Raw genomic sequence first — 13,028 nt, 5'->3', positions numbered from 1 at the left:
TGCGCCATTCGCAACCGAAGGGGAGGTCTGCGACCGTGCCCGATCTCTTCATCGACGGCGCCTGGTCCGCCGCGACCGCGGGTGGCCGACGGCGGATCACCTGCCCGGCTACTGGCGAGACCGTGGGCGAGGTCGACGAAGCGAGCGACGCCGACACCCGCCGAGCGATTGCCGCAGCGGCGGCCGCCTTCGCCGACGGGGCGGGAGACTGGCCGACGACCGCGATCATGGAGCGTGCGGTGCGGCTCGACCGGGTCGCCGCAGGGTTGCGCCGCGACAAGGACCAGATCGCCCTCGCCGAGGCGCTGGACACCGGGAAGCGTCTCGTCGAGGCCGAATGCGATATCGACGACGTCGCGTCGGTCTTCGCCCACTACGCCGCGGTCGGGCAGGAGCCGGCGTCCGGACGCATCGTCGACACCGGCCGCGCTGGCATCGACAGCCGCATCGTGACGGAGCCGGTGGGCGTCTGTTCGCTTATCACCCCGTGGAACTATCCCCTGCTGCAAGCCAGCTGGAAGGTCGCTCCGTGCCTGCTGGCCGGCAACACCTTCGTCCTCAAGCCCAGCGAGATCACACCGCACTCGACGATCCACCTCATCCGCCTGCTCCAGGAAGCCGGCCTGCCAGCGGGCGTCGGCAACCTGGTCCTCGGAACCGGCAGCGGTTGCGGTGAGCCGCTGTCCACCGACCCGCGGGTCGATCTGGTCTCCTTCACCGGAAGCCTGGCCGTCGGCCGGCAGCTGATGGCGAATGCCGCGACGACGGTCAAACGGGTCGCCCTCGAACTCGGTGGAAAGAACCCCAACATCGTCTTTGCCGACGCCGACCGCGACGCGGCCCTGGACAACGCGCTCACCGCCGTCTTTCTCCATTCCGGGCAGGTATGCAGTGCGGGAGCGCGACTGCTGGTCCAGCAAAGCATCGCCGAGGAGTTCGTCGACGCCCTCGTCGACCGGGCGCGCTCCATCCGGCCAGGCACGCCTCTCGACCCGGCCGCACAGATCGGCTCGCTGACCAGCGCGGGCCACCTGGCCAAGGTCGAGGCCTATGTGCAGCGCGGGATTGAGGAAGGGGCTCGATTGCGTTGCGGCGGAAGGCGGCCCGAAAACCCGGGTCTGGAAAATGGGTTCTTCTACCTGCCGACGGTCTTTGACAACTGCCGCGCCGAGATGCACATCGTCCAGGAGGAGTCGTTCGGCCCGGTGCTCACGGCCGAGACGTTCGCGACCGAGCAGGAGGCCATCGCGCTCGCCAACGACTCGATCTACGGGCTCGCCGGAGCGGTCTGGACGAGCAACCAAGCCATGGCCGACCGCGTCGCCGCGCGCCTGCGCCTGGGCACGGTGTGGATCAACGACTACCACCCCTATGTCGCTCAGGCCGAATGGGGCGGCTACAAACAGTCGGGGATTGGCCGCGAACTCGGTGACCACGGGCTCGCCGAGTATCAGGAGATCAAGCACATCTGGCGCAACTGCTCCCCCGCCCCATCGGGATGGTTCTCGTGAGCATCGACCGGTCCGCCCGGACCCTGTCCCAGCGCGCCCAAGAGGCCCTCGCGCGATCGAGCCTGGCCGACCCACCACGCCGTGCCGACGTCGTCATCATCGGTGGCGGCAGCGCCGGCTGCGTGCTCGCAAACCGCCTCTCGGACGATTCCTCGACCAGCGTGCTCGTTCTCGAGGCCGGCCGGGCGGACCTGAAGATCGACCCGTTCGTGCACATGCCTGCCGCCCTCCCGTTCCCGATCGGCAGTCGCCTGTACGACTGGAAATACGAGTCGGAGCCCGAGCCGTTCATGAACGGGCGCAAGATCTACCACGCCCGCGGCAAGGTGCTTGGCGGGTCGAGTTCGATCAACGGAATGATCTTCCAACGCGGCAATCCCCTGGACTACGAACGCTGGGCCGCCGATCCGGGGATGGAATCGTGGGACTACGCCCACTGCCTGCCCTACTTCAAGAAGATGGAGACCTGCCTCGCCGGCGCCGATGAGTGGCGCGGCGGGTCCGGACCCCTCGTTCTAGAACGCGGCCCGGCGACCAATCCCCTCTTCGGCGCGTTCTTCGCCGCGGCCGTGGAGGCCGGCTACCCGATGACCGACGACGTCAACGGCTACCGCCAGGAAGGCTTCGCTCGCTTCGACCGCAATATCCACCGCGGCCGGCGGCTGTCGGCTGCCCGCGCCTACCTCCATCCGGTGATGCACCGGCCCAACCTCCACGTGCGCACGCTCGCGTTCACCACCGGCATCCGCTTCGACGGCGCCCGCGCCGTCGGGGTGGACTACACGGCCTTGGGCCGGCGGCATACCGTCGAGGCGGGAGAGGTGATCTTGTGCGGCGGCGCGATCAACTCCCCACAGCTGCTCCTGCTTTCCGGCATTGGGCCCGCCACGGACCTGCGCGCCCTGGACATCGATGTTGTCGCCGACCTTCCCGGCGTGGGCAGGCACCTGCAAGACCACCTCGAGGTCTACATCCAGCACGCCAGCAAGCAGCCGGTCTCCATCGCACCGGGACTGAAATACCGCAACCGGCCCAAACTCGCCACCGACTGGCTGCTCTTCCGCCGCGGGCTCGGGGCCACCAACCACTTCGAGGGCGGCGGCTTCGTCCGCAGCAACGACGACGTCGACTACCCCAACCTGATGTTTCACTTCCTGCCGATCGCCATCCGCTACGACGGGACCAGCCCGATCAAGGGCCACGGCTACCAGGTGCACATCGGGCCGATGTATTCCGACGCCCGCGGGAGCCTGACCCTGCGGAGTCGGAACCCGAAGGCCAAACCGCGCCTCCTCTTCAACTATCTGTCTACCGAGCAGGACCGGCGCGAATGGGTCGAGGCGATCAACGTGGCCCGGACCATCCTCGGGCAGCCGGCCCTGGCGGCATACAACAACGGGGAGATCTCCCCCGGCCCACGGGTCGAAACCGACGAGCAGATCCTCGACTGGGTCCGGGCGGACGCCGAAACCGCGCTGCACCCCAGCTGCACCGCCCGCATGGGCGTCGACGGCGAGTCGGTCCTCGACCCGCTGACCATGCGCGTCCACGGCACCGACGGCCTGCGCGTCGTCGACGCAAGCGCGATGCCCTATGTCACCAACGGGAATATCTATGCCCCCGTGATCATGCTCGCCGAGAAGGCCGCCGATCTCATCGCCGGAGCAACTCCCCTCGCGCCCTCGGGCGCACCTTGGTACAACTGCCGCCAGGGAAGCCCCCTGTGGCCGCCGGAGGATCCTCGCAACGCGGGGCCGACCTGATCGGAGCACCAAATGACGCAGCCCGCCCTGTCCGTGCAAGACCTCTGGAAGATCTTCGGGGAGAAGGCCGAACGCCTCATCGGTTCACCGGACCTGCAGCTCTCGCGCCAGGAGTTGCAGGCCAAGACCGGGCACGTCATCGGGGTGCGTGACGTCTCCTTCGACGTCGCCCCCGGGGAGGTGTTCGTCGTCATGGGGCTGTCCGGGTCGGGCAAGTCCACGCTGGTCCGCCTGATCACCCGGCTGATCGAACCGACGTCCGGCACGGTCAAACTGCAGGGCGAGGACATCACCGCGTTGTCCGACGACGCGCTGCGCGAGATCCGCCGCAAGCGCGTCTCGATGGTCTTCCAGCACTTCGGCCTGCTGCCCCACCGCAAGGTGATCGACAATGTGGCGTTCGGCCTCGAGGTGCGCGGCGAGGAGAAGAAGGCCCGTCGCTCGCAGGCGCAGCAGATGGTCGACCTGGTCGGTCTGAGCGGCTACGAGAACAACTACCCCGACCAGCTCTCCGGCGGGATGCAGCAGCGGGTCGGCCTGGCGCGGGCGCTCGCGGCGAACCCGGACATCCTGATGTTCGACGAGCCCTTCTCCGCGCTCGACCCGCTGATCCGCCGCGACATGCAGAACGAGGTCATCCGGCTGCACGAGGAGGTGGGCAAGACGATGGTCTTCATCACCCACGACCTGCAGGAGGCCCTCAAGCTCGGCGACCGCATCCTGATCATGCGCGACGGCGCGATCATCCAGATCGGGACCCCGGACGAGATCATCGGCGCCCCGGCCGACGACTATGTCAAGGACTTCGTCTCCGAGGTGCCCAAGGCCCATGTGCTCACCCTGAAGTGGGTGATGCGTCCGCCGTCCAGCGACACCGAGGCGGTGGGCGCGCCGGCCTTGCGAGACACCGAGATCGTCCGGGACGCAGCGCGAACGGTCCTGGGCCACCAAGGGGTATGCCGCGTCGTCGACGCCGAAGGCAACGTCGTCGGCGTCGTCGACGACCAGGACATCCTGCGGATCGTCGTCGCCGAATCCGACGGCACGACGGCGAGCACCGGGGCCACCCCATGACGACCGCAACCGCTCCGCCGCGGACGGTGGTCAAGGAGCAGCAGCCCTATGTCGACCCGGTGGGCGAGCGGCATACGGGCAAGAAGTTGTTGGGGGTGTTGGCTTTCTGGCTGGTCTGCTGGGCGCTCCTGCGTGGCAAGCAGACACTCGCGCTGCCGAATGCCGACACCAACGCCCTGCACGAATGGCTCAACCGGGTCCGCGACAACTTCCAGCTCCTGGCCCAGGACAACTGGTTCTTCCACGGGGTCCTCGGTGGCCTCGGCACGGTGTTCAACAATGTCGTCGGCTTCCTTCAAGCTCACTCAAGCTTGATCCTCCCGGGTGACTGGATCGGCTGGCTCGGGGTCTTCGCCGTGCTCGTCTGGCTGACCTATGCTTTCGCGGGACTGCGCCCCGCGATCATGGTGGGGATCTCCCTGCTGCTCTTTGGCGTATTCGGCCTGTGGAGCCCGAGCATCGACACCCTGATCATCACCTTCGTCGCCGTCATCATCTCGTGCCTGATCGGGCTGCCGGTCGGCATCGCGATGGCGCGCAGCTCGAGAGTCTCGGCGTTCGTCACCCCGGTGCTCGACATCATGCAGACGATGCCGGCCTTCGCCTACCTCTCCCCCGTCGCGCTCTTCTTCGGCATCGGTCCCGCGACAGCGGTTGTCCTGACCCTCATCTACGCGCTCCCGCCGCTGATCCGCATCACCGAGCACGGCATCCGGGCGGTCTCGGGGAACACGATCGAGGCGGCCCGCTCCCTGGGAGTGACGCGCGGCCAACTGCTGCGGCATATCCAGTTGCCGATGGCCAAGCGGACGATCGTCGTCGGCATCAACCAATGCACGATGGCCGCGCTGTCGATGGCTACCATCGCGGCGCTCGTGAACGGTCCCGGCCTGGGACGCAATGTCGTCGATGCCCTGCAGACGCTCAACGTCGGGCAGGCCTCGGTCGCCGGCATCGCCATCGTGATGATCGCCATCATGCTCGACCGGACCACCACGGCCGCGAGCGAGCGCACCGAGAAGTCCACCGAGGGCCGGGTCGCGAGCGTCGGCTACCCCGGCCTGTCGAGCAAGCTCGTCCTCGAGCGGCTGCCCCGGTGGGCCTCCGAAGAGGTCGGCCATCCCCCGCGGGGTCCCTATCTGACCGCCGCGGGCCGCCCGGCTCGTGCTCGGCTTGCTGCTGTTGCCGACGCTCGCCGCGTGCCTCTATTCGACCCGCTGGATGCAGTTGGCGGTCTTCCCCGACGTCTCCGGGGTGCCGGTGCTCAAGGAGATCTCCGGCGGCCCCTTGGCGCGGCATATCAACGCCGTCACCGACACCGCCGTCAATGCCCTCACCGGCGCCTGCACAGGGTTCAAGAACGCCGTCACCTATGGGCTGCTCAACCCGCTGCAGTCGCTCATGGCCAATTGTCCCTGGTGGACGATGGCGATCGTCATTCTCGCCGTCGCCTACCTCCTTGGGGGCTGGCGGCCGCTGGCCATCAGCGCGGTGTGCGAGGCGGTCATCTTCGGCACCGGGTTGTGGAACGACGCGATGGTCACGCTGACCATGACCCTGGTCGCCACGGCGATCGTCATGGTCGCCGCCGTGATCCTCGGGGTCGGCATGGGGCGCAGTCGCCGGGTGGACGTCATCGTGCGCCCCTTCCTCGACGGCTTCCAGACCATTCCCGCCTTCGTCTACCTCGTTCCGGCGCTGGCCCTGTTCGCGGCGACCCGCTTCACCGCCATCGTCGCGGCGATGGCGTATGCCGTTCCGATCGCGACGAAGCTGGTCGCCGACGGCATCCGCGGGGTCTCGCCGAGCACCGTCGAAGCGGCCCGCTCGACGGGAAGCACCACCTGGCAGATGATCTCGAAGGTGCAGCTGCCGATGGCGCGCGAAGCCCTCGTGCTGGCGACCAACCAGGGTCTGCTCTATGTCCTGTCCATGGTCGTGATCGGCGGCATGGTCGGTGGCGGCAGCCTCGGTTACATCATCGTCCAGGGTTTCTCCCAGGGGCAGTTGTTCGGCAAGGGCCTGGCGGCTGGCATCGCGATCACCGCGATGGGTGTGATGCTCGACCGGATCGCCCGCTACGCAGCAGAGAGGTACGGCCGGTGATGACCCGACGAATCTCGCGGACGGCGCCCGTCGGCCTGGGGCTGGCGGCGGTGCTGGTGATCTCCGGCTGCCTCGGGGGCAACATCGACCGATCGGCTCGCGCCGAGGGGGCCAGCCGGTGCGGCAAGCTGCGGATCGCGGTCAACCCGTGGACCGGCTATGTCTCCAATGCCCACGTCATCGGGTATGTCGCCGCCTCCCGGCTCGGCTGCAAGGTCACCTATCCCGAGCTGAAGGAGGAGGTCAGCTGGCAGGGCATGTCCTCCGGGTCGGTGGACACGGTCGTGGAGAACTGGGGCCACCCGGACCTGATCGAGAAATATGTCACCGAGCAGAAGACGGTCCTGGACGCCGGCCTGACCGGCAACGACGGGATCATCGGCTGGTATGTCCCGCCGTGGATGGCCCAGCAGTACCCGGACATCACCGACTGGAAGAACCTGAACAAGTACGCGAGCCTGTTCAAGACGAGCGAGTCCGGGGACAAGGGGCAGCTGCTCGACGGTGACCCGAGCTATGTCACCAACGACGAGGCCCTGGTGACCAACCTCAAACTCAACTACAAGGTGGTCACCGGTGGCTCCGAGGCGGCGTTGATCACCAGCTATCGTCAGGCCGAGAAGAAGCGCACCCCGCTGCTGGCCTATTTCTATGAGCCGCAATGGTTCTTCTCCGAGATGACGCTGGTCAAGGTCAACCTGCCGCCCTATACCGACGGCTGCGACGCCGACCCGAAGACGATAGCGTGCGACTACCCGGCCTACAAACTCAACAAGCTGATCTCGGCCAAGTTCGCCGCCTCCGGCTCGCCCGCGGTCGGCCTGGTCAAGAAGTTCTCCTGGACCAACGACGACCAGAACGCGGTCTCCGAGATGATCGCCAACCAGAGCCTGACGCCCGACGCGGCAGCGCAGCGGTGGGTCGAGGCGAATCCGGAGAAGGTCGCGGCCTGGCTGGATTGAACGCGCCGATCACGCGCTACGGTCTCGCCATGCGCAACACCAAGGACACCCCGGTCCAGTCGGTGGACCGGGCGGTCTCCATCCTCGACCTGCTCGCCGGTGCCGGCGAACTCGGCGTCACCGAACTTGCCCGGCGCCTCGATGTCCACAAGTCGACCGCGTCGCGCCTGGTGGCAGCGCTGGAGAAGTGGGAGCTCGTCGAGCAGGTCGATGCCCGCGGCGGCTATCGCCTCGGGGTCGGGCTGTTGCGGCTGGCCGGCACCGCCGCCGCCGGTCTCGACCTGGTCGAGCAGGCCCGGCCGGTATGCCGCCGGCTCGCCCAGGAGACCGGCCTGACGGTCAACCTCGCCGTCCTGTCCGGCGACCAGGCGCTCTACCTCGACCAGGTCGCCGGCACCTCCGCCCTGCAGTCCTACAACTGGGTCGGCCAGCGCATCCCCCTGCACGCCACGTCGAATGGCAAGGTTTTGCTGAGCGAGTTGGATCCTCGCCGGGTGAGCGAGTTGCTCGGGCAGCCGGTAGCCCACACCCCGGCGACCATCACCGACCCGCGAGCGCTGCGGGCCCAGCTCGACGCGGTCCGCACCGACGGTTTTGCCGTCGCCGTCGACGAGCTCGAGGACGGCTTGACCGCGGTGGCCGCCCCGGTGCGCAATGCCCACGGCGAGATCACCGCATCGATCAGCGTTTCCGGCCCGAGCTTCCGGCTCGACCACGCCCGCATCGGCGCCCTGCGGCGGCTGATTGTGCCGGCTGCTGCCGAGATTTCCCGCCGCCTCGGGTGGCGAGGGTGATCGGCATCCGCCACGCTGTCCCTTGACGCTTGGCATGACCGGGGTCACACTGACGTTGCGTCGACCGCGATGATGTTGCGAGATGCGCAACCGACAGGGATGAGGATCCAGATGGCGGCAGTCCAGGAGCAGGTTCACGAATCGCACGAAGCAGCCAAACCGAAGACCGACAGGGCGGTTTTCGGGATCGCCGCGGCCCTCGCGCTGATCTTCCTGCTTTATGGCGCGATCGATCCCAAGGGCTTCAACAAGCACGGGGGCAGTGTCCTCGGGTGGATCACCAACAACTTCGGGTGGTTCTTTGTCCTGACCAGCGCCGCCTTCGTCATCTTCTCGATGGTCTTGGCCTTTACCCGCTACGGCAATATCAAGCTCGGCACCGATGATCAGGAGCCGGAGTTCTCGACGTTCTCCTGGGTCTCGATGATGTTCGCGACGGGGATGGGCATCGGGCTGATGTTCTATGGCGTGGCCGAGCCCCTCACCCACCTCAACACACCTCCGATGGGGATGGCGCAGCCGGGCAGCGACGCAGCCGCGCATCTGGCCATGCAATACACCTTCTTCCACTGGGGCTTCCACCCCTGGGCGATGTATGCCGTCATAGGCCTGACGATCGCCTACTTCGCCTACCGCAAGGGCAAAGGGAATCTGATCAGCGCGGCCTTCTATCCCCTCATTGGCGCTCGGGCAAATGGCCCGGCGGGTAAGGGAATCGACGTCGTCGCCATCTTGGCGACGCTCTTCGGTTCGGCGACCTCGCTCGGTCTCGGAGCGCTGCAGATCACCGGGGGGCTCGCGAACGCTTTTGGTCACGCGAAGTACGGCAGCACCGCGGCGGTCCTCGTGATCGCCGTCCTGACCGCGTGCTTCGTCGTCTCGGCGGTCTCGGGCATCGACAAGGGGGTCAAGATCCTCTCCAACGCCAACGCCGTGGCCGCCGCCTTGCTGGTGCTGTTCCTCTTCGTCGTCGGCCCCACCGTCTTCATCCTCGGAACCTTCACCGAGTCGATCGGGGTCTATTTGACCCAGTTGCCGGCGATGAGCTTCCGCACCGGCGTCTTCGGCGGCAGTGCCTGGCTGTCGGGGTGGACGATCTTCTATTGGGCGTGGTGGGTCTCCTGGACTCCCTTCGTCGGCATGTTCATCGCGCGGATCTCCAAGGGCCGCACGATCCGCCAGTTCGTCATCTATGTCATCCTCATTCCGAGCCTGGTCTCGTTCATGTGGTTCTCGATCCTCGGCGGGGCGGCCTTCAACCTGCAGCTCAACCAGGGCAAGGACATGAAGGCCCTGGTCGACTCCGGGCTGGAGAACACCCTCTTCGGGACACTGCGCGACTTCCCGCTGTCCGGGATGACCGTCGGGCTGACGGTTTTCCTGATCGCGATCTTCTTCGTCACCGGCGCCGACTCGGCCTCGATCGTCATGGGGATGCTCAGCCAGAAGGGCAACGAGGAACCCAACCGGCTGATGGTCGTCTTTTGGGGTGTGGCCACCGGCGCCATCGCCACCGTCCTGCTGCTCGCCGACCCGGAAAACGGCCTCCAAGCCCTCCAGACGGGGGTGATCATCGTCGGCTTCCCGTTCATGTTCATCCTCATCGGGTTGTGCGTCTCGCTGTGGAAGTCGCTGCGCTTGGAGCCCTTCGAGTCGACGCTGCGCGGGCGGCTGCGCACGACGTTGCGCAGCCAGGACAAGGAGATCGAAGACCTGGAAGTGGAGCTGGACGAGCTGGAGGAGATCGTCCGCGGTCGCCGGGCCGCCGCAGCCGACGAGTCCTGATCCACTCCGGCCACCCGGAGCCCGATGCCACCGTGCGGTTGCTGGCGCACGGGCCACAATCGCGCTACTCTGGGTGCGCAATACGGAACAGGTTGCATAATGCGCAACAGGGAGTGAGCACTCATGGCTACCGTCCCCGCCACCGCGAAGTGCGTCGTCATCGGCGCCGGCATCGTCGGCAATGGCCTCGTCTACCACCTCGCCAACCTCGGTTGGCGCGACATCGTCCAGATTGACAAGGGCCCGCTGCCCAACCCCGGCGGCTCGACCGGCCACGCGAGCAACTTCATCTTCCCGGTCGACCACTCCCGTGAGTTCGCCGACATCACCGCCGATTCGGTCAAGCAATACAAGGAGATGGGCGTCTTCACCGAGTCCGGTGGCTATGAGGTGGCCCGCACCGAGGAGCGGATGGAGGAGCTGCGCCGGCGGATGAGCAGCGCCAAGGCGTGGAGCATCCCGGCCGAGCTGCATACCCCGGAGCAGGTCGTCGAGAAGGTGCCCTTCCTCGATCCGTCGGTCATCATCGGCGCGGCCTACTACCCCACCGTCGGGGTCGTCGACTCCCTGCGCGCCGGCACGATCTTCCGGGAAAGGGCCCAGGAGCTCGGCGCCCTGACCCTCGCCCCCAATGTCGAGGTGACCGGCATGGTGGTCGAGGACGGGCGGATCACGGCCGTCGAGACCACCGCGGGCACGATCGAGGCCGAGTATGTCGTCATCTGTTGCGGCGTGTGGGCCCCGAAGCTGGCCGCAATGGCCGGCGCCCACATCCCGTTGACCCCGGCCGTGCACCAGATGATCTCGGTCGGCCCGTGCGAGGTGCTCGCCGAGCGCCCGGGTGAGATCTCCTTCCCGATCGTGCGCGACATGGATACCTTCTGCTACGAGCGTCAGCACGGCTCCGACATGGAGGTCGGCTCCTACGCCCACCGGCCGATCCTCATGGACGCCGAGGACATCCCGAGCATCGAGCAGGCCAAGCTCTCCCCCACCGAGCTGCCGTTCACCGACGACGACTTCGACCCGCAGCTGGAGCAGGCCCTCGAGCTGATGCCCGAGCTGCTCGGCGACGAGCGCGCCGAAATCCGTTATGCCATCAACGGATTGCTCTCCCTGACCCCGGACGGGTTCCCCGTCCTCGGCGAGATCCCCGAGGTCAAGGGCCTGTGGAGCGCCAACGCCGTCTGGATCAAGGAGGGGCCAGGCACCTCCCGCGCGGTCGCCGAGTGGATGGTCCACGGCAATCCCGAGATCGACCTGGGCCACAGCGACATTTCGCGGTTCTACCCCCACCAGCGGACCCGCGAGCACATCCGCGCCCGCACCTCCGAGGCGTTCAACAAGACCTACGGCATCGTCCACCCGAGCGAGCAGTACGCCTCCTCCCGCGACATCCGGCTGGCCCCGATGCACGCCTGCGAGAAGGAACTCGGCGCCGTCTTCTTCGAGGCCGCCGGCTGGGAGCGGCCGCAGTGGTATGAGTCGAACGCCCACCTGGTCGAGAAGTTCGGCGACGCCTGTATGCCGCGTGAGCACGAGTGGGATGCCCGCTGGTGGTCCCCGATCATCAACGCCGAGCACCTGCAGATGCGCGAGTCGGCCGCCGTGGTCGACCTGTCCGCCTTCTGCATCTTCGACATCGTCGGGCCGCAGGCCCTCGAGGCGGTCCAGCAGATCATCGTCGCGCAGGCCGATGTCAAGGTCGGCCGGGTCATCTACACCCCGGTGCTCGACGAGCGGGGCGGCTTCCGCTCCGACCTGACCGTGATGCGCCTGGCCAAGAACCAGTTCCGCGTCGTCACCGGCGGTGCGCACGGTATGGCCGACCTGAAGTGGTTCCGCGACCGGCTCCCCGAGGGCGCGGTTGCCGTCGACCTCACCTCCTCCTTCACCACCATCGGCCTGTGGGGTCCCAACGCCCGCGACATCCTCGCGAGCATCACCCGCGACGACGTCTCCCGTGAGGGCTTCGCCTTCGGCACCTGCCGCGACATCGAGATCGGCAACCTCTCGGTCCTCGCCTCCCGCATCTCGTATGTCGGCGAGTACGGCTGGGAGCTCTACACCCCGATCGAGAACGGTGCCGCCCTGTGGGCCAAGCTCCTCGAGGCCGGCAAGGACAAGGGCCTGATCCCCGCCGGGATCGGCGTCTACGCGACCACCGGCCGCATCGAAAAGGGTTACCGCGCTTACGGATACGAGCTCGACACCGAGCGCACCCTGGCCGAGGCCGGCATGCAGCGGGCCAAGATCAAGGACCAGGACTTCATCGGCAAGGAGGCCATCACCGCCCAGGCGGCCGAGGCCCCCAAGGCGATCTTGTGCTCCCTCACGGTCGACGATCACACGAGCAAGTCCGGCGTCAAGCGCTACATGCTCGGTGGCGAGCCGATCATGACCCGCGACGGCGGCGAGTTGGAGGGCACCCACGGGTGGCATCCCTATGTCACCACCGCCGGTTCCGCCCCGAGCCTCGGCAAGCACGTCCTGATGGCCTACCTCCCGCCGGACCACGCCCAGATCGGGGAGCAGTTGGCCGTCTCCTACATGGACGAACTCTTCCCGGTCACGGTCGCCGCCAACGACGCGACGCCGCTGTTCGACCCCGCCAACGACCGGATCAAGGGCAACTAGATGGCGAACGTCCTCGTCTGCATCAAGCGTGTGCCCGAGGCGACGGGAGAGATCTCGTTGACGGGCAACGGACTTGGCATCGACGGCTCCCACTCCGGCTACACGACGAGCCCCAACGAGGAGTGCGCGGTCGAACTCGCCGTCCAGATCGCCGGCGCATCCGGCGGGCAGGCCACCGTCTTGACGCTCGGTCCGGCGGACGCGCTCGACCAGCTCCGGGGTGCCCTCGCCGTCGGCATCAACGACGCGATCCACATCGAGGCCGACTCCGACGCGTTCGGCCCGAGCCGACGTCGCCCGAGAGATCGCCGCAGCAGTCAGGGCGCGCGCGGCGAGCGGAACGGCATACGACCTGATCCTGCTCGGCAATGACGCCGGCGACACCGGCGACTTCCA

At 67.3% G+C, this 13,028-nt stretch carries 9 protein-coding genes and 1 pseudogene; all 10 read left to right on the top strand.

Annotation, left to right across the window (positions count from 1 at the left end; genetic code table 11):
• Positions 1-35 precede the first annotated feature (35 nt).
• The 10 genes and pseudogenes from V9G19_RS14915 to V9G19_RS14870 all read left to right on the top strand — a co-directional run bounded on the left by V9G19_RS14915 (position 36) and on the right by V9G19_RS14870 (position 13,004).
• Entirely contained in the window at positions 36-1,511 is a 1,476-nt protein-coding gene (locus tag V9G19_RS14915; protein ID WP_462286182.1) for an aldehyde dehydrogenase family protein, read from the top strand.
• A 62-nt stretch (positions 1,512-1,573) separates the two neighbouring features.
• Positions 1,574-3,274, top strand: coding sequence for a choline dehydrogenase (betA, locus tag V9G19_RS14910; RefSeq protein ID WP_462286254.1), 1,701 nt, complete (start codon positions 1,574-1,576; stop codon positions 3,272-3,274).
• A 12-nt stretch (positions 3,275-3,286) separates the two neighbouring features.
• Complete coding sequence (locus tag V9G19_RS14905; RefSeq protein ID WP_462286181.1) at positions 3,287-4,348, top strand: quaternary amine ABC transporter ATP-binding protein; 1,062 nt, start codon at positions 3,287-3,289, stop codon at positions 4,346-4,348.
• A pseudogene (locus V9G19_RS14900) lies at positions 4,231-5,265 on the top strand (ABC transporter permease); the annotation flags it as partial. The gene V9G19_RS14905 and the pseudogene V9G19_RS14900, both read left to right, overlap by 118 nt.
• Positions 5,266-5,512: 247 nt before the next feature.
• Positions 5,513-6,454, top strand: coding sequence for an ABC transporter permease (locus V9G19_RS14895; protein ID WP_462286253.1), 942 nt, complete (start codon positions 5,513-5,515; stop codon positions 6,452-6,454).
• Positions 6,454-7,416: an ABC transporter substrate-binding protein gene (locus tag V9G19_RS14890; RefSeq protein WP_462286252.1), complete on the top strand. Its 963-nt coding sequence runs from the start codon at positions 6,454-6,456 to the stop codon at positions 7,414-7,416. The genes V9G19_RS14895 and V9G19_RS14890 overlap by 1 nt, the downstream gene beginning before the upstream one ends.
• 29 nt (positions 7,417-7,445) lie before the next feature.
• Positions 7,446-8,210 carry an IclR family transcriptional regulator gene (locus V9G19_RS14885; protein ID WP_462286180.1) on the top strand — a complete coding sequence of 255 codons (765 nt, stop codon included), beginning with the start codon at positions 7,446-7,448 and terminating at the stop codon, positions 8,208-8,210.
• Between the two features lie 111 nt (positions 8,211-8,321).
• The gene (locus V9G19_RS14880) at positions 8,322-9,995 is read left to right on the top strand and encodes a BCCT family transporter (protein WP_462286179.1); all 1,674 of its coding nucleotides are present in this window, start codon (positions 8,322-8,324) and stop codon (positions 9,993-9,995) included.
• Positions 9,996-10,118: 123 nt separating this feature from the next.
• Complete coding sequence (locus V9G19_RS14875; protein ID WP_462286178.1) at positions 10,119-12,632, top strand: GcvT family protein; 2,514 nt, start codon at positions 10,119-10,121, stop codon at positions 12,630-12,632.
• Positions 12,633-13,004 (top strand): hypothetical protein, encoded by a 372-nt coding sequence (locus tag V9G19_RS14870; protein ID WP_462286177.1) that lies wholly within the window; start codon positions 12,633-12,635, stop codon positions 13,002-13,004.
• Positions 13,005-13,028: the final 24 nt, after the last annotated feature.

This window comes from Nostocoides sp. (assembly GCF_037045025.1).
GTDB lineage: Bacteria > Actinomycetota > Actinomycetes > Actinomycetales > Dermatophilaceae > Nostocoides_A.
The sequence above is the reverse complement of the archived record's forward strand: the minus strand, read 5'-3'. Positions and strand labels throughout refer to the sequence as shown.

Bases quoted from the DNA above. Each gene is read 5' to 3' on its own strand.
- V9G19_RS14905 (WP_462286181.1), top strand. From the start codon at position 3,287: ATGACGCAGCCCGCCCTGTCCGTGCAAGACCTCTGGAAGATCTTCGGG.
- V9G19_RS14890 (WP_462286252.1), top strand. From the start codon at position 6,454: ATGACCCGACGAATCTCGCGGACGGCGCCCGTCGGCCTGGGGCTGGCG.
- V9G19_RS14885 (WP_462286180.1), top strand. From the start codon at position 7,446: ATGCGCAACACCAAGGACACCCCGGTCCAGTCGGTGGACCGGGCGGTC.
- V9G19_RS14880 (WP_462286179.1), top strand. From the start codon at position 8,322: ATGGCGGCAGTCCAGGAGCAGGTTCACGAATCGCACGAAGCAGCCAAA.
- V9G19_RS14875 (WP_462286178.1), top strand. From the start codon at position 10,119: ATGGCTACCGTCCCCGCCACCGCGAAGTGCGTCGTCATCGGCGCCGGC.
- V9G19_RS14870 (WP_462286177.1), top strand. From the start codon at position 12,633: ATGGCGAACGTCCTCGTCTGCATCAAGCGTGTGCCCGAGGCGACGGGA.